This window comes from Kitasatospora sp. NPDC088346 (assembly GCF_044740765.1).
GTDB lineage: Bacteria > Actinomycetota > Actinomycetes > Streptomycetales > Streptomycetaceae > Kitasatospora.
This window is the reverse complement of sequence record NZ_JBIURH010000068.1, coordinates 1-22,633: the sequence shown is the minus strand read 5'-3', so window position 1 is coordinate 22,633 and position 22,633 is coordinate 1. Positions and strand designations below refer to the sequence as shown.

The window sequence follows — 22,633 nt, the reverse complement described above, 5'->3', positions numbered from 1 at the left end:
CCTCAAACCCTCCACGACCTGCTCCGACCCATCCTCCGTCCGACACCGCCCGGCACCGCTCGTGCTCCCTCGCGCTACTTCGTCGGGGTACGTTGCCGCCGTCCGCCCCCACGCTGGACCTGCGGCCGTCGTCCGGGTACGACCCGTGGCGGCTTCGGCGGAAGCGGCATTCTCGCACGTCAGGCGAGTGCGGGGCGTCCGGGTCGCGGCCACCGGGCGCCACGCGGCCCGGCTCGGCGGGGCGTCGGTGTGCTGCCGTACCTGCGCAGCGGCTAGGTTGGTCCGTCTCGCCGAGTCCTCGTCGCGGCCAGCGCGTCGGCGGACGCCGGTCGTACGGGACACCGGTGGCGCAGGACGCCCGTGTGCAGACCGCCGCCGTACCTCGGCGGAGGCCGGGCAGGGCCGGCGCACCCGAGTGGTGATCGAAAGCGATGAACGGGGACCATGGTGACGGACATACGGATCGAGCTGCTGGGGCCCGTACGGGTCTGGAGGGCCACCGAGGAACTCGGCCTCGGTCCGGCCCAGCGGCGGGCGGTGCTGGCGCAGCTCGCCGCGTCCCAGGGTCGTGCGGTGACCACGGAGGAACTGATCGAGGGGCTGTGGGGGGACACCCCGCCGACCCGGGCGGTCGCCGCGGTCCGCAACCACGTCTCGCAGCTGCGGGAGGTGCTGGAGGAGGACCGCACCGCACCGCGGGTGCTCGTCTCGGCGGGCGGCGGCTACGTGCTCCGACTGCCGCCGGGCGCGACGGACCTCGCCGCCTTCCAGACCCTGGTGCGGGAGGCGGCGCACCTCAGGACCGTCGGCGACCTCGCGGGAGCGGCCGACCGGTTGCGACGGGCCCTGGAGCTGCAGACGGGGGTGCCGCTGGCGGGTATCCCCGGCGCCCACGCCGAGCGGCTGCGCGCGCGGTTCGCCCAGCGTCGCCTCACCGTGGTGCACGAGCGGCTCGACATCGTCCTGGCACTCGGGCATCACGCCCGGAAGGTGGGGGAACTCGCTTCCCTGGTGGAGGAGTTCCCGCTGCACGAAGGGTTCAGGGCACTGTTGATGACCGCCCTGTACCGCAGCGGTCGGCAGTCCGAGGCCCTGGAGGCGTTCGCCGACGCGTGCCGGCACCTGGATGCCACGCTGGGAGTCGAGCCCACCCGTCCGCTGCAGAACCTCCACCAGCGGATCCTCCGCCGCGACCCCGACCTCGCCACCCCGGCGGCACCCGTGGCCGGCCGGGAGGCGGGGGGCCATCCCCGTCCGGCGCAACTGCCGGCCGATGTACCGGAGTTCACCGGCCGCCACGAGCTGGTCGAGGCCCTGGTGCGCCTGGTGGAGGCGCCGCAGGCGATGGCTCCGGCCATCGTCGCCGTGGCCGGCTTGGGGGGCGTCGGCAAGACGACGCTGGCCGTCCACGTCGCCCAGCGCGTGGGCCACCGCTTCACCGACGGCCAGTTGTACGTCAACCTCCGCGGTGCCCGCCCGGACCCGATGGAACCGGGGGCCGTCCTGGCCCGCTTCCTGCGGTCCCTGGGCGTGGCCGAGAGTGCCCTGCCCGAGCAGGTCGACGAACGCGCCGCGATGTACCGGTCACTGCTCGCCGAGCGCCGGGTCCTGGTCGTCCTGGACGACGCCCGTGACCTCGCCCAGGTGCGGCCGCTGCTGCCCGGGTCCGAGCACAGCGCCGTCCTCGTGACCAGCCGTTCGCGCCTGCTCGGCCTGGCGCCCACCCGGCAGGTGGACCTGGACGTCCTGGAGGCCGACGAGGCGCTCGAGCTGTTCTCACGGATCGCCGGCCACGAGCGGGTCGGCGCGGATCCCGAGGCCGCCGGCGAGCTGCTCGCGGCCTGCTGCCACCTCCCGCTCGCCATCCGGATCGTCGCCGCACGCACCGCCGCACACCCGGACTGGTCGCTCGCCGAGGTCTGCCGGCGCCTGGCCGACCGGCGGCAGCGGCTGGCGGAGCTGAGCACGCACGACCTCGCCGTCGAGGCGTGCTTCCAGCTCAGCTACGACCAGCTGTCCCCGCTCGCCGCGCGCGCCTTCCGGCTGCTCGCCGTCCCGGAGACGACCGACCTGTCCCTGCCGTCCGCCGCCGCGGCCCTGGAGCTGGAGGATTGGCCCCTCCTGGACGTCCTGGAGGGCCTGGTCCAAGCCGGTCTGCTGGAGTCCCCCGCCCCGGACCGGTACCGGTACCACGACCTGCTGCGGCTGTTCGCCCAGGCCCGGGCCGAACAGCTGGACCCGGAGCAGGAGCGTTCCGCTCTCGTTCTCAGGATGGTCGACCATGCGGTGGCCACGGCAGCCAACGCGTACCGGATCGTCCGGCCGGGCCACGGCATCCCGGACGTCCTCAACCCGGTGGCGGTGCCCGGACTGCCGATGCCCGAGCGCACGGACGGACACCGCTGGCTGGACGAGGAGGGCGGCAACCTGCTCGACCTGGCCGGCCAGGCACTCGACATCACCGGCGCGCACGCAGCCGTCGCGGACCTTCTGCTGGCTCTCGACCCTCACCTGGACACCGGCTTCCTGTGGCGCGAGCTCATCGGCGTCTGCCGCCGGACGATGCAGCTGGCCGCCACTCACGGGGACGCGCGGGCCGAAGGCCGGGCCGGCTACATGCTCGGCGGCGGTCTCATGCAACTGCACGAGCTGGACGAGGCCGAACCCGTCTCCGCGCGGGCGGCCGAGCAGGCCGGAGCCTGCCGGGACCTGCCCGTGCTGGCCGAGATCAACAACGTCCTGGCCATGATCGCCCATCGACGGCAGCGCTCTCCTCGGGAGTCGTTCGCCTTCTCTCGCGAGGCGATCCGCCTCGCCGAGGGCTGCGGCAGCGCCTGGACCAAGGCGAACGCTCTGGCGAACAGCGTCGTCTGGCACCTCGCCGACGAGGAACCCGACCTTGCCTGCCGCGCGGGCGAGGAGAGCCTGAGCATGTTCAGGGCCCTCGGGGATCCGTTCGGCGAAGCCTACGCGCTGCACTGCTCCGGCCGCGCGATACGCGTCCTGGGTGACTTCGAGCACGCGATCTCGCTGTACGAGCAGGTCCTGACCCTGGCCCGCGCCCACGACCTCCCGGTCTTCGAACCCTCTTCCCTGCTGTTCATCGCCGACTGTCATCTGGACGCCGGCCGTCCGGCCGAGGCGGCGAGCTGGGCCGAGCAGTCCGTGGCCGCCGGCCAGCGGCTTCAGATGGGGCGGATAGAGGGACTGGCACGCGACACGCTCGCTCGCGCCCTCGCCGCGCAGCAGGGAGCGGACGGGCCCTGACGGGGCTGACGAGCCCTGACGGGGCTGACGGCGGAAGTACCCGGGACCGTCGACCCCGTCCGGGTCGGGGGTCAGGGGTCCTCCGCCGGTGAGAGCGCCTCCGCGAGGCCGGGGCGGCCCTCGATGCCGAGCTTGCCGTAGGCGTTGGTCAGGTGCACCTCCACCGTGCGCAGGCCGACGAACAGGTGCTGGGCGATCTCCCGGTTGGTCATGCCCTTGGCGGCGAGACCCGCCACCCGGCACTCCGTGGGGGTGAGGGCGCCCACCCCCTGGAAGGTCCGGGTGCGGGGGCGGTCTCCTGCGGCCCGGAGCTCCTCCAACGCGCGATCGGCCACCAGCGCGGCGCCGTGCCGGTGGGCCGCGGTGACCGCCTCCTTCAGGTGGTCGCGGGCCTCGGCCACGCGTCCGGCGCGACGCAGCCGGGCCCCGAGGTCGACCAGGGCCAGTGCGTGCCGGAATCGGGCCGGTGTCCCCTCCAGCGTCCGCACCGCGTCCCGCAGCAGGTCGAGCCCCTGCGGGCCGCCGGTGGCGATCGCCAGCACCCGCAGGGCCGCCCCGACGGCCTCGGGGACGCTCCACCGCCGGGCGATCGCCAACTCCTCGGCCGCCAGCGTCCGGGCCGCCTCGTGCTCCCCGAGCGCCAGATGGGCCAGGGCGGCCTCGGAGCGCCAGGGGTACATCCACGGGCACCCCATGCCCCGGGCCTCGGTCCGCTCGCCGCACTTGCGGAAGTCCGTGATCGCGTCCGCCGGCCGCCCCTGGGCGGCCCGCAACTGTCCGCGCACCAGCAGGACGTAGTCGTTGACCCAGTGCCCGTTCAGCCCGGCGGTCAGGCGGTCGCGTTCCAGCAGGGACTGCGCCTCGTCGACCCGCCCCTGTCTGAGGAGCGACTCGGTCAGGACGGCCGTCGCCAGGACGCTGTGGGCGTGCCGCGGGTCGACGCCGATCTCCCGGAGCGTCTGCAGTGTGGCCTCCGCTTCCCGCTGGCAGTCCAGGACGCGGCCGAGCTGGCTGTACACACAGGCGCGAATGCCGGTGCTGTGGACGAGGGTGAAGGCCGAGCCGCTCCGGCGGGCCTCCTCCACGGCGGCGTCGGCGTAGCGCAGGGCCAGTTCCGTCTCGCCGGTGGTGCTGAGGAAGAGCACGGCGCCGGTGTAGACCAGGGACTCGTCGTCCGGTGGGTTCATCCCGTGGGTCAGGGCCTGCCGGGCGAGGGCCACGGCCTCGGCGGGAGACTCGCCCTGCATGATCGCGCGCAGGCCGAGCAGGGCCGCCAGCGGCCGTTCGGCCGAGGTTCCGGCAGCGTCGGACATCTGCAGGTCCATCAGGCGGGGGAGCACAACGGGAGCCAAGGCGGCCTCGTGGAGACCGGCGTAGATCTGGTCGATCTCCAGGCGCAGGGCCCGGGCGGGGTCGGCCTCGCGCAGGGACTCGGCGGTGCGTCCGAGCACGTCCACCCCGTCGGGGTAGCGGTCGAGGGCGAACAGCGCGCCGGCCAGGCGCCGGGCCGCCCCGGTCCGCTCCGCCGGGTCACGGGACAGGTCGAGTCCCTGCCGCAGGTGGTGGACGGCCGCCGGGACGTCGGAGGCCAGCTCCGCCTCGCCGAGCCGGATCAGCACGGTGGCCCGGAGGTCGTCCCCGAGCGGTTCGCGCAGCACTCGGCGCAGCAGGGTGACCACGCGGTCGGGAGCCCCGCCACGCGCCGCCTCGTCGGCGGCCCGGCACAGCAGGTCGGGTGTCCAGGGAAGGCCCACCGGCGCCTGGAGGGCGTGGGCCGCCACCTGCTCCACGGGCATGCCCTGGTCCAGCATCACCCGGGCGGCGTGGGCGTTCACCTCCTGCCGCTCGCTCGGCAGCACGTCGTTGGCGACGGCCACCCTGATCATGGGGCAGACGAAGTCGGCGATGTCCCCGGACGGGCACATCAGCCCGGCCCGTTCCAGTGCGTGCACGGCGTCCCGGACGGCCGGTTCCGGAAGCCCGGTGACGGCGGCCACCAGGTCGAGGGCCGGCGTGCCGCCGAGGACGGCGGTGGCCCGGGCGACGGCCTGCGCATGCGGACCGGCGGACCGCAGGAGCTGGTGGACGGCCCGGCCCGCGTCGGCCGGTACGTACCTGGTGATCTGGTCAGCGGTCTCCGCGTCAGGTCGCAGTCCCGAGGTCCTGACCGAGCGCAGAAGGGTGTGGAGGAGGAACGGGTTGCCGCCGGTCGCGGTCCGGACGGCGTCGCGGAACCGCTCGTCCCCGGCCTCGCCGAGGATCTCCTCGACGACGGCGGCGACGGCCGCACCGTCGAGGGCGGTGAGGGCGAGCCGGTACCGGAAGAGCGGGACGACGCGGTCGAGGACGTCGACGTCCGGCGACGCCTCGGTGGGACCGGTGGTGGCGATGACGACCACCGGCAGGTCGTCGGCACGGCGAAGCAGGAACTGAAGCCAGAGCAGGGAGGCCCGGTCGGACCACTGCAGGTCGTCGATCGCGACGATGAGGCGGCCGGGGGCGGCGAGTGCGACGGCCAGCCAATTCAGCCCGTTCAGGGTCGGCGCCATGGTGCCGTCCGCGGTCGCGGGGCGGGCCGGCGCGGTCGCGGGGGCGAGCAGCAATTCCGCGGCGGGCGCCGCCGGCCCCTCCAAGAGGGAGTCCGCTCCCTCCATCGTGGCGCTGAGGACCGCGTGCTCGAACAGCTGGCGTACGACGCCGAACTCCACCCCGCTCTCGAACGGGTCCGCCCAGGCGGACACCAGGGTGTCCCCGTCCTTCCGGACCCGCCCGAGCACCTCGCGAAGCAGTGCGGTCTTGCCGTTGCCTGCTTCGCCGTGGACCAGGACGAACGCCCCCCGGCCGGGGTCATGCCGCAGGACCTCGACCAGGGCGTCGATCTCGGCGTCCCGGCCGATCAGCAGGGGATCGCCCAACCGGTGACCGTGGCCGGCGCCGGGATCACCGGAGTCCGGTGTACCGGGGGTGGACTTCTGTACGGGGAGATCAGACATGGGCGCTCAAGGGTACGAGTCGGTGGTCCTCTTCCCGGCCCGTGGGCCGGCTGGCGAACCGTGGTCGGTCCGGTGGGCGACCCGCCCGATCCGGCTCGACACCATCCTTCAGCCCGGGCGTAACCGTCTGCTAAGTTCGCCGCGTGCGCACGGTTGCACGGGCCGGACGCTTCGTACGGACGGTGTCGGCGGCCAGCACGGCGGTGAACCGGTCCAGCTCCGGACGCCAGTGGCGACGCACGTTCAGCCGGGTGGGCTCCCCCGCGGCGCCGGGGAGCACGAAGCGGAACGAGCTCCACGGGTGGCCGCGGCGCACACCGGTGATCCGCCGCGCGGCGTCCGGTCTGCTGATCGTGTGGCGGGGCTCCCTCGGCCGGTAGAGCAGGCCCGTGACGCGGTGGATCCTCATGAACCGTTCGGTCACGGTGATGACGTAGCCTTCGGGATCGGACTGACCGCTGATCAGGTAGGACATCCAGCGGGTTCCGCCGGGCGCGACCGTCAGGGTGACGACGACCCGGTCGGTCGGGTCGGCCGGCCGGGTTGTCTCCCGACCTGCATCAGCGAATCCGCGCTCCACATCGTCATTCCCCCGTACCCCTGCCGGTGCGCCACCCGCACGTCGCGGGGTCGGCGCCGCTGAGCGACCCAGCGGGCAGCGACCGCCGCCCGGTGACCGGGACCACTCGACCTGCCCGGTTCGCACCCCAACCTAGGGGCCCGCCGGGCCGGTGCGGATGACGGTCGGTACCGAAGGGATTGGGTCCCGCGGTGTGACGGGACGCAATCGCCGGACCGGGGGCCCAGTACCAATACCGCTGACTTTGGTGGGTCTGGGTCGTTGGATGGGATGTGTCGAGGCCTGGACAGGTGGAGTCGCCGGTGGGTGACCGGTTGTCGGATCGGATCGCGTTGGGGGTGCTGACGCAGGCTTTCCATCTCCCGACGGACACCAACCCGGTGGACGTTGACTTGCAGGTAGTCATGCGGGAGGCAGCCTCCACCTGGCGGCCGGTGCCCAGGCCGCGGCGGCCCGACGACGTGGCGACGAGCCGGCGGAGGGGTCTGTGCGGCGTGCCGGCGGGCGGTGATCCGCAACCACTCCCCCGGCGGCTCCGACCAGTGGGTAGTAGGCCGAGCGGCCGGGCCTGTGAGTGGCGTTCGGCGGGTCCTCACTCCGGGGAGAGGACCACGCTGTTGTTCTGGACCGGTGCCCGCCGGACACCGAGGCCGTTCAGGGCGAGGATGGCCCCGAAGCCGTCCGTTCGAGCCTGTCGGGGCGCGCATGACTCTGGCATCACGTGACTGCACCGCCATTGGCGGTGCAGTCAGGAGTCCTTCGCGAGCTCGTGGGGAGGGTGGTCGGCCAGTCCGGCTGCGGTCAGGGTGAGGTGCTGGACCAGTGCCGTGGCTGCGGTGTCGGCGTCGCGGGCCAGTGCCGCCTCCTCCAGCAGGCGGTGCTCCTGGACGCCGTCGCGGTCGGGGGCGCGCTGCGCCGACCAGCGGCGGGCGAGCTCGCTCGCGGTCCACATCCGGTCGAAGGTGTCCAGTAGGACCGGGTTGCCGCACCCCTCCAGCAGGGTCCGGTGGAAGACCCGGTGGGCTTCGGACCATGCGGCACTGTAGTACTCGCCCTCCTCGGGCACGTACGCCGGAGTGCGGGTCAGGCGGTGGTGAGCGGCTCGTACGCGGGCCTCCCAGTCGATGTCGCCGCGCGCGATGGACATGCGCAGCATGACCGGTTCGATGGTTCGCCGGGCTTCGGCGATCTCCTGCCAGCGGCGGTCGGAGAAGGCCGGGACGGCGAAGCCGCGGTTGGGCAGCCGGTCGGCGAGGCCCTCGCCCACCACCCGCAGGAGCGCCTCGCGCACGACAGCCAGGCTGACGCCCTGCTCTTTGGCGAGTTCTTGCGGCTTGAGGGCGTCGCCCGGGCCGTAGTCCCCGCGCATGATCGCGTCCCGAAGGCTCGCGTAGACCTGCTCGGAAAGCATCTGCTTCCCCGACGAGGTCGGGGTGTGGGCGGCCTGAGTCATGCCCGTCAGCATAGACGACCCGATAGATAATCGATTATTGGTGGTATCGTCGATCAGGCGAGGCGAGGAGGCCGGGGGCCCTCCGCGCAACGCTGCGAGCCCCCTCTCCCGACCGCACCGCCACCCCACAGCCCGAAAGGAACGACGCTTTGAGCGCCAACGACCCCTTCGCCCGCCTCCCCGAGGCAGCCCCCTTCACCGTCACCAGCACCACCGTCACCGACGGCGCCGCCTGGTCGCCCGAGCAGTTCTCCGGCATCTTCGGCGTCCCGGGCGGGAAGGACGTCTCCCCGCAGCTGTCCTGGAGCGGCGCTCCCGAAGGCACCAAGAGCTACGCCGTCACCGTCTACGACCCCGACGCCCCGACCGGGTCCGGGTTCTGGCACTGGGCGGTCGCAGACCTCCCCGCCACCGTCACCGAGCTGCCCGAGGGCGCCGGCGACGACACCGGCTCGGGCCTGCCCGAGAGCGCCTTCCAACTGCCCAACGACGCCCGCGCCGCCCGCTACATCGGCGCCGCCCCGCCGGCCGGGCACGGCCCGCACCGCTACTTCATCGTGGTGCACGCCCTCGACGTCGAGTCCATCGGCGTGGCGGCCGACGCCACCCCTGCCGTCCTCGGCTTCACCATGGCCGGCCACACCCTCGGCCGCGCGGTCCTGACCGCCACCGCCGAAACACCCGCCTGACACACCGCATGTCCCGACTCATCGACACCACCGAGATGTATCTCCGCACCATCCTGGAGCTCGAGGAGGAGGGCGGGGTCCCCATGCGCGCCCGCATCGCCGAGCGCCTGGACCAGAGCGGTCCCACCGTCAGCCAGACCGTCGCCCGCATGGAGCGCGACAGCCTGCTACACGTCTCCGGCGACCGGCACCTGGAGCTGACCGAGGAGGGCCGGAGGACCGCCACCCGTGTGATGCGCAAGCACCGGCTCGCCGAATGCCTGCTCGTCGACGTGATCGGGCTGGAGTGGGAGCGGGCCCACGCCGAAGCCTGCCGCTGGCAGCACGTGATGAGCGAAGCCGTCGAACGCCGCCTTCTCGAGCTGCTGCGGCACCCGACCAAGTCGCCCTACGGCAACCCGATCCCGGGCCTGGAGGAACTCGGCGCGAAGCCCACCGTGGATCCGTTCCCCGACGAGAGCATGGTCAGCCTCAACGACCTGGAGCCGGGGCCGAACGGCGCAAGCGCGGTCGTGAGGCGCATCGGCGAGCGGCTCCAGACCGACCCCGAGCTCATGCACACCCTGCGGCACGCCGGAGTGCAGCCCGGCGTGGTCGTGAGCGTGACGTCGTCGCCCGGCGGCGTGATGGTCGGCAGCGGCGGCCAGGCCGCGGAACTCCCCGCGCACGCCGCCGCGCACGTCCTGGTGGCCGAGCCCTGAGCCCAGCCGGCCACCGACACGTGGCCGTGGCCCGTGCAGACGAGGACGGCCCTCGGCCACGACCGTGGCCGAGGGCCGTCCTCGTCTGCACGGGGAGAACTCGGCACGTGGCTCCGGCACCCACAGCGGGAGCACTGGTCACGTTAAGCCGTAACTGCCTGGGCGCATTCGGTTGTACGCCGACATCTGGTCGGGGGGGGTGAGGGCGCCGGCGCCGTGGGTGAGGTCGTCGGGGATGACGGCGAGGTCGGCCATGTACCAGTTCGGGGAGCCGGGCAGGTCGTTGCCGCTCATGAAGACATCGAGCCCCGCACTCGGCTCTCCCCGAACTCGCCGTCCCAGTGGCTCTCATTCGACCTGAGAGCTTCGCGGCGGCCTCGTTCTAGAGGTTCGAGGTGGCCTTCGCGTAGCCATCAGAGGACTGTTGTATCTCCTCCTGGACCACGACCCGGAGGTACTTGCCGCCCAGCGACTTCACCTGATCGACCACCTCCCCACGCGGGTCGGTGGCCTGCACGATCGCACCCAGCGACGAGACCGCACCGATCGCGGCCAGACCAGCCAAACCCGCGCCCGCGACGAGCTCCTTCGCCGGCGGTACCTTGCCTGCGGCGGTCACCTGGCCGGTGAAGGAGCGGCCGAATTCGTGGGCCACCTCGACCACCGCGCGGTAGCCGGCGATGTTGGCCATGGACGAGAGCACGTCGAGCAACTGGGCGCGGCTGATGCGCGGCACCGCGTCCATCGCCAGCACCGTGATCGGCCGCCCCGCGAGTGCGTCGACCAGGTCGGTTGAGGGCCGGAGCGAGTGTGCAGACCAGTGTGGCGCCGTCCTTCGGCTTGCCCACCTCGTCCATCGACGGGCCGTTGACCCGGAAGACGATGTCGGCACCCCACGCCTCCTCGCCCGTGCTGATCCGCGCCCCGGCCTCCACGTACGACTCGTCGGCGAAGGCCGAAAGTGTCCCGGCCCCGCCTTGATCCACGTGGTACCCGAGTCCTGTCAGCTACTTGACGGTCGCCGGTGTCGCGGCGACGCGTGTCTCTCCTGCGGGCTCGCAGGGGACTCCAATGCGCATGGGAGTACTCCAATTCCGTTCCGGATGCGCCTTGGAGCCAAGTGGTGTGGCAATCGGCTCAAAGGCGCCGGCGGGATTCCGCACAGGAGGCCCGCCGTCAGACCTGCCTGTCACTGAGCAGCCGGCGTTGCCGGGGTCTTCGTGAAGTACCGGACGAGGTAGTCGTTCAGGGTGTGGTGGAAGCTCGTCGCGAGGTGGGACTCCGGGGCGAACATGTCGAAGGCGTGGTAGGCGCCGGGGTAGAGGTGCAGCTCGACGGGGACGCCGTGGGCGCGCAGGCGCGCGGCGTAGTCGAGGTTCTCGTCGCGGAAGAGGTCGAGTTCACCGACGCCGATGAAGGTCGGAGGCAGGCCGGCGAGGTCGGTCGCCCGGGAGACGGCGCAGTAGGACGTGACGTCCTCGGTGCCGGCGCGGTCCCCGAGGATCGCCTGCCAGGCCGCGATGTTGGTCGAGCGGTCCCAGATGCCGATGTCGGTGATCTCGTGGCTCGAGTCGGTCGTGTTGCGGTCGTCGAGCATCGGGTACATCAGCAGCTGGAACAGCGGGGCAGCTGCGCCGCGGTCGCGGATCAGAAGGGCGGTGGCGGCGGCGATGCCTCCGCCTCCGCTCTGCCCGACCAGCCCGACCCGGGTGGGGTCGAGGCCGAGATCGGTGGCGTTGTCGCTGATCCACTGGTAGGCCGTGTATCCGTCCTCGGCGGCTCCGGGCGCGGGGGTTTCCGGGGCCAGCCGGTAGTCGACGCTGACAATGGCGCAGCCGAGTGCCGCGGACAGCGGCTTGAGCCAGGGTGTGTCCTGCGCGGCGAAGCCGAGTACCTGCCCGCCTGCGTGAAACCATACGAGGACCGGCAGCGGTCCGGGCGCGTTCTGCGGAAGCAGCAGGACGATGGGGACCTCGGGGCCTTCGGCGCGCGGCACCTGGATCTCGTGGGCGGTAACGGTGAGCTCGTCGGGGATGGTGCTCGCGATGGAGTCGGCGAGCGCGCGGACGGCCTGGCGGGTGGTGGGGATGTCGGTCAGGTCGAAGACGCCGTTCGGGCCGATCGGCACGGCCTGGAGTGCTGCGGCCAGTTCGCTGTCGATCGCGGGACGGGAGCGGGGCATGGTTCTTCCTTCCAGGGGTGGGGTCTGCGTCAGGGGCACGGGAGGGTGCTCCGGCCGTCGGTGCGGCGAGGTGGTCACCGCACTCCAGGTCTTCGAGCAGGCCCGGGGTGGCTGGGGACCAGCCACCCCGGGCCTGAATAGGGCTGGTTCAGGCTGTGGTGGTGGCCGGCGCGTCGAAGTAGTGGCCCTGGCCGAGGTCGTCGATGAGGCCAGGCTGGACGGGCTTCCAGCCGAGGAGGTCCTGGGTCAGCGTGCTCGAGGACGGGTTGTCGGCCTGGGCGTGGGCGCTCAGGAAGCCGAAGTGGGCCTCGGCCTCCGTCGACGGGATGCTGACCACGGGCAGGTTCAGCCCGCGACCGATACCCTCGGCGATCTGGCGGAAGGTGATCCCCTCGTCGCCGACGGCGTGCAGCCGTGACCCCGCCGGCGCGGATTCCAGCGCCAGCCGGTACAGGCGTGCCGCGTCCAGTGTGTGCACGGCGGGCCAGCGGTTGGCCCCGTCGCCGACGTAGGCGGAGACGCCCTTCGACCGGGCGATGGAGATGAAGGTCGGTATGAAGCCGTTGTGGTCGAGCGTGCTGTGCACGGTCGGAGTGAGCCGGACGACGGACGAGCGGACGCCGCGTTCGGCCAGTGCGACCACCGCGTTCTCGGCGTCAATCCGCGGCCCGGCCTCGAGCGCGTAGGCCTCGGTGAGGGCGTCCTGCAGTCCCGCGAAGGCGAACAGCACGGTTCCCGACGTGGTCACCAGAGGCTTGCCGGTGCCGGCGAGCGCGTCCCCGAGCGCCGCGATGGCGCGCAGATCCGCTGCGACCGCGCCGTCGAAGTCGCCGGCGAACATGGCGTCGTGCTTGAAGGCCAGGTGGACGACGCCGTCGCCGGCGGCGGCGGCCGCGGCGAGGCCGTCGAGATCGTCGAGGTCGCCTCGGTGCACCTCGGCACCGGCAGCCGTCAACGCGGCGGCGGACTTGTCCGAGCGGGCCAGGCCGACAACCTGGTGCCCGGCTTCGAGGAGTTCGGGGACGACGGCGGAGCCGACGTGTCCGGAGGCTCCGGTGACGAATACGCGCATGGTGTGTTCCCTCAGCTGTGGGCTCCCCACTCCGAAGGCCGGGAACCTGATGTCAGGTGGTGACATCACCGTAGCGCCAATGTCAGACCCTGTCATCACTTTGATGTCAGATTCTGTCATCGGTGTGTAGGATCGGAGCATGAGCCGCTGGAAGCCCGACGCACGAGGCCGCCTGGAGAAGGCGGCACTGGAGCTCTACAACCACAAGGGCTTCGACGCCACCACCGTCGCGGAGATCGCCACCCGCGCCGAAGTCACCGAACGCACCTTCTACCGGCACTTCGCCGACAAACGGGAAGTCCTCTTCCGCGCCAACCCCCTCGCCGACATCCTCGCGGGCGCCACGACCACCGCCCCCGCCCCGCTCCCGCCGCTCGAGGTGATCGCCCACGCCCTGACCGAAGCCGCTCCCGTCTTCGAAGAACGCAGGGACCTGGCACGGCAACGCCAGGCCGTCATCGCCGCCAACCCCGAACTCCAGGAACGCGAACTGGCCAAACTCGCCGCACTCGCCGCCACACTCACCCAGGCACTGCGCGAACGCGGCCTGGAGAACACCACCGCGGCACTCGCGGCCGAAATCGGGATCGCCGCGTTCAAGGTCGCCTTCGAACGCTGGGTCAACGACCCCGACCAGCACACCCTCGCCCAGCACATTCGGGAAACCATGGACACCGCCAGGCACCTCACAGCGCCCCCCGAGCAAGTCGCCTCGACCGACGACGTGAGCTCCACAGGCCAGGAGAACGTGGCATGAATTGAGGACCGCGTCGAGTCACACGACCCCCCCCCCGGTACGTCCGCGACTTTGGTCCCGAGTCGGTGCACTTCGTCCACCCCGGCACCCTGCCCGCCCACGAACTCAGCCCGGCCGCCTGCCAACTGGTCGTCGTCCGCGGCGACCTCACCCCCTCCGGCACCGCCCTGACCGCGCGACCTGGCGCCTCGCCGTTACCCGTCCTGTTCAAAGGCCTGCAGCAGCGCTGAACCTCAGGAAGGCAGCCAGGGAGGACGGCGGTGCCGGGACCCTCGCCTTGCCGGATGGGCAGCTCCCGCCCGGACGCCCGTTCGGTAGCGGAACGGTTTCGGAAATTGGTTGATCGTGTTCTGGACCAAGGCTGATGCAAAGGTCGCCGTGATCAAGTAAACGTGCCGGTCAGTGGATGTTCAGGAGGTCGAGCGGCCGGGTGAAAGGTCGTATCAGACGTGGCGACCTCTGAGGTCTCTACCGAACCCGGAACGGGTCAGTGCTATTTCTTAAAAATCGCATGTTTTGCAGGCAGGCCATGGCAGCCCGATGAGATCGAAATCCCGAGCGTGAGGCTTCGGCTACCCCTGTGCGCGACTGCCAATTCCAGCTCAGCACCAAGGGCTTAAGTCGATCGCGATGCGATGCGACCGTCTTGCCGGAATCCACCTATTCCTCAACCGTGGCGGCGACCCCAACCACAACGCTGACGTGGCGTTGAGCGGCGCACCGGGTCATCGCGCAACGAAGCGCCGCCCAAGCGCCCTTTGATCGACTCAAGCTTCGCGGCATTGAGTCCTGTCTACCCATTGTCACCGCCGAGGCCCCACCGCTGACCGAGTGTTGCGGCGCGACTCCGGCTGGAGTGACTGTTGACATAGCGTTAGCTATTGGGCGAAACGAGAGGGAACTTTCACCCCTTGTGGTCGATTTAACTGGGCCGGGGGCGTAGCGTGAGAAATGGTCAATCAAACAACGTCGGGCACTGCCACCGCATCCCATCAGGCGACCTTGGTGCAGCGCTTTGGCTTGCTACGGAAATGGACCGCTACCGGACTGGGTGAGTTCTTGCGGACCAGTCGAAATGAACGATCGTCAAGAAGTGTAACTCTGGAGACCGCACGATTGTACAGGAAGCGGTCCTCCGGGGGATTTCATAGGGCGGTAATAATGTCACACACCAGCGAAGAAACCAGAGGCAAGAGCGCAGAGCCCGAGAGACTATCGGCTGGAATACTTCAGGATTCGTCAAGGAGCCGGGGGGTCGGCGGGCGCATACGGGAGATCAGGCCATCGGTTCCTCTTGTTCTCGATGGCGAGGTCGTCGAAGATCTTGAGCGCATGAACAACGAATTGACGGAGCCTCTATCTCTGACCCGCCTGGAATACGGTTCTTCTGTAGCCCTCGGCGCCTTCACCGAGCGTACGGGGATGCTCTCGGAAGTACGCCGGATGTACGCCGATGGAGAGCGCATGGCCTCGCTGAACTGGGAATCTGTCTGCACGACCAATCCTGACTCCCTGTCACCCGTGGCGATCTTCTGGGAGGACGCCGGAGAGCAGGGCGACAGCCTCAGCCTTGAGGGAGGGTTTGGGTACACTGACTTGAGTCGAGTGCACCGAGGGTTTCTGGGGACTCAGAACTGGAATGACGTCATATCCTCGCTCAGCTGGTGCCGATTCGACGTCTCGCTCTTCGATGCCAACGACTGGACCGGGCACGAGTTCTTCGCCCCCAAGGGCTGCAACACTCCGGATCTCGGCCCGTTTGGCTGGAGCGATGAGGCGGCTTCGATAGTCAACTGGGGAAGTTGACCCTATGCTCGGCCCGTGGTGCCCGGGTGTCGCAGCGGTTTGACGACGGCAAGGCACTATGCGTGTTCTCGACAGACCGGCGGATCTTCATAGCAGGAGCGCCTCGAACCGAGCAGCGGCCTCCAGTCGCACCTGTTCACGAAACGCCCGCCGCTCAACGGTCAGGCCCCCACACTGCGCGTATTGCATGCTCCCCGCGCCCGCGGGGATGGTCCCACGTGGCGTAAGGGGCATCCGAGGGGGCAAACCTGCTCCCCGCACCCGTGGGGATGGTCCCTACCGGCTTCGGGCGATGGTCACACCGGAGCGACGCACGACAGTCTCCGGAAAGCCGGGACAGCCCGCGGTAAGCGGACGGCAAGCGAGGCCGCGAACGCTGGCCCGGTGACGACCACTTCACCCATGCCGGCCGCGCCACCCGTGACGGCCCGACGAACCGAAGCCGACGACGAGCGCTTCGCCCGCGCCGTGTACGACCGGCACGCGGCCGTGCTGCGGCACGTCGCCGCCCGCGCGATGGGCGGCGACGTGCGCCGCGCCGAGGACATCGTCCAGGAGGCGGTACTGCGCGCCTGGCGCCACATCGGGCACTTGGACCCGGCCGGCGAGGGCATCCGCGGCTGGCTGGTCACCGTCGTCCGCAACCTGGTGATCGACAGCCACCGGGCCCGTCGGGCCCGCCCGTACGAGAGCTGCGACCTCGACGCCGTGGAGCCTGCCGCACCGGGGCACGCGGACGGCGCGATCGATCGCCACGTTGTGCGCGAGGCCCTGCGGGACCTCGGCGAGGCGCACCGCGAGATCCTCCTGCACACGCGGTACCTCGACCGGTCGGTCTCCGAGAGCGCCCGGACCCTGGGCATAGCCCCCGGCACCGTGAAGTCCCGCACCCGCGCCGCGCTTCGTGCACTGGAGGCCGCTCTGCTCGAACGCGCCCACGGCCCGGCCGGCCGCCCGTCGGACTCCGGCGCCCGTCAGCACAAGGCCGCCAGCACCGACGGCGAACGGGTGAGACGCTCGTGGAGCGGGTACCGCCGCCCGGGGGCGGTGCGGCGCCACTCGGCGACCTCGGCCAGCAGGCGGCCGACCGCCTCCCGGGCCAGCGGCTCGGTGATCCCGGCGGTCTCGCGGCGCGCACCGGCGAGCCGCCCCTCGTCGACCGGGCCGCCGGAGCCGCAGACGGTGAGGGCGAGAAAGGCGAGTGCCCTGCGGTGGCGCGGGACGGTCGCCGAGTCCACCACCTCCTGGAGGGCCGTCGTGGCCTCGGCGGACCGGGAGCGGGCGGCGAGGACCACCGCGCGCAGGTTCGCCCCCGCGTGGGCCAGGTCGTAGGAGATGACCTCGGCGGCGATCCGCTCGACCTCGGCGAGGCGCCGGTCGGCGCGGTCGAAGTCGCCCTCCCCGACGTCCAGGAAGGCCAGCCGCAGCGCGCGGTACGCCCACCGCGAGCGGGCGTCCATGGTCCGCAGGGTGTCGCTCGCCTCAACCCACAGCCCGCGGGCCGTCTCCCTGCCGCCCGCGCTCTCCTCGGCGTCGCCGCGGGCGGTCAGACAGATCGCCAGGGCGAAGGGGTCGTCGGCGGCGCGGGCGGCCTCGATTCCGCGCAGCGCGTGCTCGCCCGCCGCGTCCGGATCCCCGACGTTTCTCCGGGGCGCCGCGAACGTGCGGTTCGAATCCACGCAGCTCAGAAGCGGTCAGAACGACGATAGCGCGTGCAACACCTGTGGTGCACGCGGCTGACCGCGAGTTCACCCGGCCGCGTCGGCTAGCCCGACCCCAGCCTCTCGCGTACGGCCTGGCGCTCCAACTCCTCGCGCTCCAGGGTCCGCTGGTGGACCGCCGGGTCGCCGTGGGCTTCGATGGCCTGGCGCACGATGGCGGCTAGGGCGTGTATTCGATTGTGATCAATGGGTGGTGCTGGTGAGGTCTTTGATCCAGATCATCGCGCCCCGAAGGTGGAGGCCGGCGAGGTAGCTCGCAGGGGTTTTGTCGCAGCGGGCGGCGATGCCTCGCCAGGCCTTCAGCTTGTTGATCAGGCGCTCGACGGTGTTGCGCTCCTTGTACAACTCGGCGTCGTGGCCAACGGGCCGACCGCCCCTGCTGCCCTTCTTCTTCCGGTTGGCGGCCTGGTCCCTCTTCTCCGGGATGACGGCCTTGATCGCGCGTTGACGCAGGTGGGCGCGGTTGCCGCGAAACGAGTAGGCCTTGTCTCCGGCGACCGCGTCGGGCCGGGTGCGAGGACGGCCGACCGGCCCGCGGACGCGGACCTTCCTCAGCACGGCGATGAACTGCGGGCTGTCGGCCGCCTGCCCCTCGGTCAGGATGAACGCCAACGGGCGGCACCTGCGGTCACCGGCAACGTGGACCTTGCTGGTCTGCCCGCCCCGCGAGCGTCCGAGCAAGGCGGCCTTCAAACGGAGTTTGCGCCTGCGTCTGACGTGTCGCCGTTCTTCTCGCTCCGCGTCGTCAACGGCGTCCTGCCCGACTTGTCCCTGCGGGCCGCCCCCTTTTGCCGGGTACTCTCCGCCTCGTCAGCGGCCTTCTCCAGGGCGGTCAGCGTGTCGGGGTCCAGGTGCATCCCAGCGGCATCGTGGTGGGCCCGGACTGTCGTGGAGTCCACGCTGACCAGGGACAAGTCCACCTCACCGCGCTTCGCGGCCTCGGCGATCACACCCTCCAGCAGCGCCTCGAAGACGCCGGCGTCACGCCACTGACGGAAGCGGTTCGAGACGGTCGACCAGGCACCGAACTCCTGTGGCATCTCGCGCCACTGCGCGCTCGTCCTGAAGCGCCAGATCACACCCTCGAACTGCTGCCGCAGCCGCTCCGGGTACGGGCCGTACTCGCCGATCGGCAGGTACGGTCCGATGAACTCCCACTCCGCATCCGACAGTTGTGCTCGCGTCACACGACATGGTCTACCCGATCAGGAACTGCCCGCGCAGGCGAATCCCACAAATTGATCACAACCAAATACGCGCCCTAGGACGTCCGGGGGCAGGGCCTCGGCCTCAGTGGTGCCGTGCCGGAGAACGAGCGGCGGTCGGTGGTCTTGGGCGGGGCGGTGGGCAGGTTGTAGGCGGTGACCTGCTCGGCGGTGACCGCGACCCGCTCGAACTCCACCTCGGCGCTCATGGCTTGGGCGAACGCGATCACGTCCTCGGCAAGCGCGTTGAACAGGTGCTCACCGCTCGGATCGTAGTCGCCCAGGTGGAGTACGACCGCTTTTCGGCCTCCTTCCACCGCTCGCAGGGCCGCGTCGTGCTTGCCGCCCAGGCCGTCGAAGCCACCGCCGAAAAAACAAGAAATGCCGAACTCTGATCCGATCCTTACCAGTTGGGGGACCATGCCCGCAGTCTCGCACCACAGCTCAAGCCGGACGGGCTGCCCGGCCTGGCGGTCGACGCGGTAGTCGTCGGCCGCCTCGGCGACGGCTGCCCAGAAGTCCGCCGGCCCGGTGAAGGAAGGCGGAGCGTCCACGGCGGTCTGGGTGTCGTCCCGGATCGCCTCCCAGGGGACGCGGGCAGAACGGCGGGCCATGCCGACGTACTCGCACATCCGCTTGTAGTCGCGCTCGGTCTTGGCCATCACCCCGTCGCTGACGAGCACGTACCAGACCTGTTCTCCACCGTTTCGCTGTCTCACGAGACATCGCCAGCGCCGCTTCGGGGACTTCGCCGCAACGAAACGGCCCGGCGTCGAAGATCAGGTGGAACCCGTGCGTGAGACACCCAGGTACGATTCGAGCGCCTGCTTGATCACCTGGCAGGGGGAGCATCCTGCGCGGAGGGCGTGAGCATGGAGCCATCCCTCCAGCTGTTCCGGCAAGTACTTGGCGCGGTTGTCGAGACTGACACACCGTTGGCTTCCCGGCACCCGGGCGGCGGCGTGTTGAGTCAAACCCCACCTTGGAGTGAAGTCGGGTGGGGAACTCCCGTGGTTTCGAAGGAGGTTCGGTGTCGGCAGCGGTTCGGGCGGATGGTTCGGACGGCGGCGTCGGCAGGCGGCGGCTGGGAAATTCGCTTTCGGCCGCCGGAGTGCGGTGATAGACAGCCGTAGTGCAGAAGAATCTTGAACTCCCTGACCTGCTACGACTGATCGACGAGCGGGCGACGGCCTTCCGGGCCGCGATCGCCGCCGCGCCCAGCCTGGACGTGCAGGTGCCGACCTGTCCCGAGTGGACGCTGTTCGACCTGGCGCGGCACCTGGGCTCGGGCCGCCCGTTCTGGGCCGCCGTCGTCGAGGCCGGTCCGGCCGACGCCCCGCCGGCCGAGGCCGTGGCGGCGCGCGCCGAGGCGCAGGCGCCCCGGGAGCGCGAGGCGTTGGTGGCCTGGCTGGCCGCGTCGACGCAGGAGCTGCTGGACACCCTGCGGGAGGTCGGCCCGGACGCCGAGTGCTGGACGTGGTGGGGCGCCTCGCAGTCGCCGCGGACCAGCGGTGCCGTCGCCCGGCACCAGCTTCAGGAGATCGCGATGCACACCTATGACGCCCAGCTCACCGTGGGCGCCGCGCAGCCGCTGCCGGCGGAGGTGGCGCTGGACGGCGTCGAGGACTTCCTGTTCACCTGCTGCGCGTGGTCGGGCGTCTGGCCGCACGAGTCGGCCGTCGTCGACTACCACGCCACCGAGGGCCGCTCCTGGCGCTTCACGGTCGAGGCGGACGGCGCCCGCGCCGTCCGCCTCCCGGCTGCCGGCGAGGCCCAGGCCCCGGCCGACGCCTCCGCCCGGGGCACGGCCGGTGAGCTGGTCCTGTGGTTCTACGGACGCACACCGCTGGACTCGGTGAAGATCGACGGCGACCGGGTCATCTTCGAGCGGCTCTTCGCCTGGGACCCGAACGCGTAAGGCGTGGTCGACGACGCGGTCACCCGTTCGCTGAGACATTCTCAAACCGTAGGGAGAAGAGCTGCCGCAGCGAGACGGGCAGGTGCTCGCGGTAGCGGTCGCGGACGGTGTCGACTGCCGCCAGCACGCGGAGGGTCTCCCGCTTGGGCCGCCAGTGGGGCTGCGGCTCACGTGGCCGTTTATCGGGCACGGGCCCTCACCTCCCTTGCCTCAAGAGTCCGCCATGGCGTCCTTTCTCGGCAAGGGCCTCTGACGTGTGGCCTGACCTGCGCTTTCAGTGCCGCCGGGTCGGGTCGCGGTTGAGCTGGGCCATGAGTTCGCGGTTGGTCGTGCGGGCGGCCTTCAGCTCGTCGCCCTGGTCCTGGAGCTTGAGTTCCAGGTCGACCACCTGCTGTTCGAGGGTGGTGATCTTGCCCTTGAGCTGTTCGGTGTCGTCCGGGCCGCCGATGCCGACCTCGCGCCAGACCTGTTCGCCGAGCACCTCACCGAGGCGGGCTTCGAGGCTGCGGACCTGGACGGCGAGGTGGGCGGATCGGGCGTCGGCCGCCAGGAGGTCGGCTTGGAGAGAGGCCCGGCTGACCATGGGTCCACGGCCGCCCGGGATGGTCGGCGGCTCGGCGGCCTGGGCGTGGACCTGGCCCAGGAGGTCGCGGTGGCGGTAGAGGAAGGTGCGGTCGACGCCGGCCCGGCGGGCGATCGCGGTGACGCTGGTCTCGGTGCCCTCCTTGGCTGCGGCGGCCAGGGCGGCCTGGACGCGCTGGCGGCGCCGGCCGGTGTCGGCGCGGCGGCCTTCGGCCATGGCCTGGACGCTCGGCTCGGGTGCGGTCATGCGGGTCGCCCCGGTCTCAGGTCGGGCAGGGGCTGGCGGATGCGGGGCATGCCGAGGAAGCTCTGGCGGGTCTTGCGGACGATGGCGGCGGCCTGCTGGATCTGGTCGCGTTCGTCGTCGGTGAGCTGGTCGACGTCCTCGGTGACGCGCTGGATCAGCCGCCGCACCCGGCGGATCTCCTCGTCCGACGGGGCGGCCTCGGCGCGGGCCCAGGCGTCGGCCTCGGGCATCGCGAGCAGCTTCTCCCGGGTGCGGAGCAGGTCGTCGAAGTAGGAGCGGAGTTCGGGGAGGTAGGAGACGTCGGTGGAGAAGTGGTCGCAGCCCACGCAGCGGAACCGCAGCAGGCAGGCTCCGCCGCCGGCGGCGACGTTGGTCGGCTCGGAGCAGGTGCCGAACGGGACGACGACCGAGCCGATCGCGCGGCGGGTGCGTTCGGCGTCCAGGAAGCTGGTCACCGCGCCCCAGACGCGCTCGCCGTGGTGGTTGAACTGCATCTGGGTGACCTTGTCGACGGCTTCGCGCAACCGGGTCTGCTTGACCCGGTGGTAGCAGCGGGTGGATTCGTAGGAGTCGTGATCGAGGAGTTCGGCCAGGACGTCGAGGGGGACGCCGTTGTCCGCGTGGCGCTGGGCGTAGGAGTGCCGGTAGGCGTAGGGGAAGACCTTCTCCTTGTGGAAGACGGTGCCGTCGTCGAGGTGGAGCTCGGGCATCGCCTCGACCCATTCCCGGTGCTGGGCGCTGAGGTAGTTGGAGTCGTAGGACTTGGCGCCGTGCAGGTTCTGCTGGCCGGACGGCAGTAGGACCAGTTGCGAGGCGGGCCGGCCGGGGAAGCGGCAGCGGACCCTCTCCGGCTGGGCGCGGATCAGCGCGCGGGTCGCCTCGTGGACGGGCAGCTCGCGCCCGATCCGCTCCTCCTTCGTAGGTCCGGGTCGTGAGCTCTTCCTGGTCCCGGCCGAACCGGATGTGCCGTAGGAAGGCGTCCGCGTCCGGCACCACCGCGTAACACCGGGCCCCATCGCCTGACGGACCCCGACCCCGAACCCCTGCGGGTCCACGGCGGCTGCGGCAGCACCACCCAGCCCGCACGTGCCGCCCGAGCAGGCCTTCGCCGGCCGGGCAGCCGCATCGGCTGCTCGGTCCGGGCGGCGCCGTTTCCGCCGGACGTGGCCCGGCCGCCCGACCACGGTGGTGTCACCAGTCCGGATTGACCTGCCGCGGTGTGCGCCTCGCCGCGGTGAGCAGGTTGTTCGAGCGCTCGTGCAGTCCCCGACGCGGTGGAGCACCTGGACGCGAACGCAGAGCGTGTCGATCACACTCATCGTGTGCGCAGTGAACCAGCCGAGCGTGACTCCTCCCCCGGATAAGTCCGGGAGCTTCTCGTTACGCCTGGTCGGCGTGACGACGGACCAGCCCGGCCCGTAGAACGTTGCGTGCTCCCACGGTGTCGGCGTGCGCATGGT

General features: G+C 71.1%; 18 protein-coding genes and 3 pseudogenes. 8 read left to right on the top strand and 13 right to left on the bottom strand.

The genetic code is table 11. The features are described 5' to 3' along the window. The first annotated feature begins 444 nt into the window (after positions 1-444). Positions 445-3,267 (top strand): BTAD domain-containing putative transcriptional regulator, encoded by a 2,823-nt coding sequence (locus tag ACIOFR_RS38365; RefSeq protein ID WP_401004869.1) that lies wholly within the window; start codon positions 445-447, stop codon positions 3,265-3,267. Positions 3,268-3,338: 71 nt separating this feature from the next. Here ACIOFR_RS38365 and ACIOFR_RS38360 read toward each other — a convergent pair whose 3' ends face one another. The 3 genes from ACIOFR_RS38360 to ACIOFR_RS38350 form a co-directional block, all read right to left on the bottom strand. Further along, positions 3,339-6,182 (bottom strand): AAA family ATPase, encoded by a 2,844-nt coding sequence (locus ACIOFR_RS38360; protein ID WP_401004867.1) that lies wholly within the window; start codon positions 6,180-6,182, stop codon positions 3,339-3,341. 208 nt (positions 6,183-6,390) lie between these two features. Next, positions 6,391-6,840: a hypothetical protein gene (locus tag ACIOFR_RS38355; RefSeq protein ID WP_401004865.1), complete on the bottom strand. Its 450-nt coding sequence runs from the start codon at positions 6,838-6,840 to the stop codon at positions 6,391-6,393. Positions 6,841-7,588: 748 nt separating this feature from the next. Then, a complete protein-coding gene (locus tag ACIOFR_RS38350; RefSeq protein WP_401004863.1) occupies positions 7,589-8,293 on the bottom strand; it encodes a GntR family transcriptional regulator in 705 nt (234 codons plus the stop codon). Positions 8,294-8,442: 149 nt separating this feature from the next. On the opposite strand from ACIOFR_RS38350, the gene ACIOFR_RS38345 reads away from it, so the two are divergent. Both ACIOFR_RS38345 and ACIOFR_RS38340 read left to right on the top strand, forming a co-directional pair. Then, entirely contained in the window at positions 8,443-8,982 is a 540-nt protein-coding gene (locus ACIOFR_RS38345; protein ID WP_401004861.1) for a YbhB/YbcL family Raf kinase inhibitor-like protein, read from the top strand. An 8-nt stretch (positions 8,983-8,990) separates the two neighbouring features. Further along, positions 8,991-9,683: a metal-dependent transcriptional regulator gene (locus tag ACIOFR_RS38340; RefSeq protein ID WP_401004859.1), complete on the top strand. Its 693-nt coding sequence runs from the start codon at positions 8,991-8,993 to the stop codon at positions 9,681-9,683. A 138-nt stretch (positions 9,684-9,821) separates the two neighbouring features. On the opposite strand, the gene ACIOFR_RS38335 is transcribed toward ACIOFR_RS38340, so the two are convergent. From ACIOFR_RS38335 to ACIOFR_RS38315, 5 genes and pseudogenes are all read right to left on the bottom strand, one after another. After that, the gene (locus ACIOFR_RS38335) at positions 9,822-9,977 is read right to left on the bottom strand and encodes a hypothetical protein (protein ID WP_401004857.1); all 156 of its coding nucleotides are present in this window, start codon (positions 9,975-9,977) and stop codon (positions 9,822-9,824) included. A gap of 88 nt (positions 9,978-10,065) precedes the next feature. Further along, complete coding sequence (locus tag ACIOFR_RS38330; RefSeq protein ID WP_401004882.1) at positions 10,066-10,374, bottom strand: hypothetical protein; 309 nt, start codon at positions 10,372-10,374, stop codon at positions 10,066-10,068. 45 nt (positions 10,375-10,419) lie between these two features. Further along, positions 10,420-10,618 (bottom strand): annotated as a pseudogene (locus ACIOFR_RS38325) (NAD(P)(+) transhydrogenase (Re/Si-specific) subunit alpha); the annotation flags it as partial. A 254-nt stretch (positions 10,619-10,872) separates the two neighbouring features. Beyond that, positions 10,873-11,865, bottom strand: a complete 993-nt coding sequence (locus ACIOFR_RS38320; protein ID WP_401004855.1) for an alpha/beta hydrolase — start codon at positions 11,863-11,865, stop codon at positions 10,873-10,875. A gap of 148 nt (positions 11,866-12,013) precedes the next feature. Then, positions 12,014-12,937 carry an SDR family oxidoreductase gene (locus tag ACIOFR_RS38315; RefSeq protein ID WP_401004853.1) on the bottom strand — a complete coding sequence of 308 codons (924 nt, stop codon included), beginning with the start codon at positions 12,935-12,937 and terminating at the stop codon, positions 12,014-12,016. 139 nt (positions 12,938-13,076) lie between these two features. On the opposite strand from ACIOFR_RS38315, the gene ACIOFR_RS38310 reads away from it, so the two are divergent. The 4 genes and pseudogenes from ACIOFR_RS38310 to ACIOFR_RS38295 form a co-directional block, all read left to right on the top strand. Next, positions 13,077-13,694 carry a TetR/AcrR family transcriptional regulator gene (locus tag ACIOFR_RS38310; RefSeq protein WP_401004851.1) on the top strand — a complete coding sequence of 206 codons (618 nt, stop codon included), beginning with the start codon at positions 13,077-13,079 and terminating at the stop codon, positions 13,692-13,694. Positions 13,695-13,759: 65 nt separating this feature from the next. Beyond that, entirely contained in the window at positions 13,760-13,924 is a 165-nt protein-coding gene (locus ACIOFR_RS38305) for a hypothetical protein (protein ID WP_401004849.1), read from the top strand. Between the two features lie 1,102 nt (positions 13,925-15,026). Continuing rightward, positions 15,027-15,500, top strand: a complete 474-nt coding sequence (locus ACIOFR_RS38300; RefSeq protein ID WP_401004847.1) for a hypothetical protein — start codon at positions 15,027-15,029, stop codon at positions 15,498-15,500. A 402-nt stretch (positions 15,501-15,902) separates the two neighbouring features. After that, positions 15,903-16,361: pseudogene (locus ACIOFR_RS38295) on the top strand (sigma-70 family RNA polymerase sigma factor); the annotation flags it as partial. Positions 16,362-16,474: 113 nt separating this feature from the next. On the opposite strand, the gene ACIOFR_RS38290 reads toward ACIOFR_RS38295, so the two are convergent. The 3 genes and pseudogenes from ACIOFR_RS38290 to ACIOFR_RS38280 form a co-directional block, all read right to left on the bottom strand. Beyond that, a complete protein-coding gene (locus tag ACIOFR_RS38290) occupies positions 16,475-17,179 on the bottom strand; it encodes a hypothetical protein (RefSeq protein ID WP_401004884.1) in 705 nt (234 codons plus the stop codon). A 225-nt stretch (positions 17,180-17,404) separates the two neighbouring features. Beyond that, positions 17,405-18,408: pseudogene (locus tag ACIOFR_RS38285) on the bottom strand (IS5 family transposase). Between the two features lie 74 nt (positions 18,409-18,482). After that, complete coding sequence (locus ACIOFR_RS38280) at positions 18,483-19,145, bottom strand: hypothetical protein (protein ID WP_401004846.1); 663 nt, start codon at positions 19,143-19,145, stop codon at positions 18,483-18,485. Positions 19,146-19,558: 413 nt separating this feature from the next. Between ACIOFR_RS38280 and ACIOFR_RS38275 the strand changes: the two genes are divergently transcribed. Continuing rightward, positions 19,559-20,344: a maleylpyruvate isomerase family mycothiol-dependent enzyme gene (locus ACIOFR_RS38275; protein ID WP_401004844.1), complete on the top strand. Its 786-nt coding sequence runs from the start codon at positions 19,559-19,561 to the stop codon at positions 20,342-20,344. Between the two features lie 274 nt (positions 20,345-20,618). Here the strand turns inward: ACIOFR_RS38275 and ACIOFR_RS38270 are convergent, their stop codons facing one another. Together ACIOFR_RS38270 and ACIOFR_RS38265 are read right to left on the bottom strand one after the other, a co-directional pair. Continuing rightward, the gene (locus ACIOFR_RS38270; RefSeq protein ID WP_401004842.1) at positions 20,619-21,173 is read right to left on the bottom strand and encodes a hypothetical protein; all 555 of its coding nucleotides are present in this window, start codon (positions 21,171-21,173) and stop codon (positions 20,619-20,621) included. Then, positions 21,170-22,189, bottom strand: coding sequence for a hypothetical protein (locus ACIOFR_RS38265; protein WP_401004841.1), 1,020 nt, complete (start codon positions 22,187-22,189; stop codon positions 21,170-21,172). Before ACIOFR_RS38265 ends, ACIOFR_RS38270 begins: the two co-directional genes overlap by 4 nt. Positions 22,190-22,633 lie beyond the last annotated feature (444 nt).

Excerpts from the sequence above, each read along its gene's own strand:
- ACIOFR_RS38315 (WP_401004853.1), bottom strand. The coding sequence starts at position 12,937 with ATGCGCGTATTCGTCACCGGAGCCTCCGGACACGTCGGCTCCGCCGTC.
- ACIOFR_RS38310 (WP_401004851.1), top strand. The coding sequence starts at position 13,077 with ATGAGCCGCTGGAAGCCCGACGCACGAGGCCGCCTGGAGAAGGCGGCA.
- ACIOFR_RS38365 (WP_401004869.1), top strand. The coding sequence starts at position 445 with ATGGTGACGGACATACGGATCGAGCTGCTGGGGCCCGTACGGGTCTGG.
- ACIOFR_RS38330 (WP_401004882.1), bottom strand. The coding sequence starts at position 10,374 with ATGGCCAACATCGCCGGCTACCGCGCGGTGGTCGAGGTGGCCCACGAA.
- ACIOFR_RS38350 (WP_401004863.1), bottom strand. The coding sequence starts at position 8,293 with ATGACTCAGGCCGCCCACACCCCGACCTCGTCGGGGAAGCAGATGCTT.
- ACIOFR_RS38335 (WP_401004857.1), bottom strand. The coding sequence starts at position 9,977 with ATGAGCGGCAACGACCTGCCCGGCTCCCCGAACTGGTACATGGCCGAC.
- ACIOFR_RS38265 (WP_401004841.1), bottom strand. The coding sequence starts at position 22,189 with ATGGGGCCCGGTGTTACGCGGTGGTGCCGGACGCGGACGCCTTCCTAC.
- ACIOFR_RS38300 (WP_401004847.1), top strand. The coding sequence starts at position 15,027 with ATGAACAACGAATTGACGGAGCCTCTATCTCTGACCCGCCTGGAATAC.
- ACIOFR_RS38320 (WP_401004855.1), bottom strand. The coding sequence starts at position 11,865 with ATGCCCCGCTCCCGTCCCGCGATCGACAGCGAACTGGCCGCAGCACTC.
- ACIOFR_RS38270 (WP_401004842.1), bottom strand. The coding sequence starts at position 21,173 with ATGACCGCACCCGAGCCGAGCGTCCAGGCCATGGCCGAAGGCCGCCGC.
- ACIOFR_RS38340 (WP_401004859.1), top strand. The coding sequence starts at position 8,991 with ATGTCCCGACTCATCGACACCACCGAGATGTATCTCCGCACCATCCTG.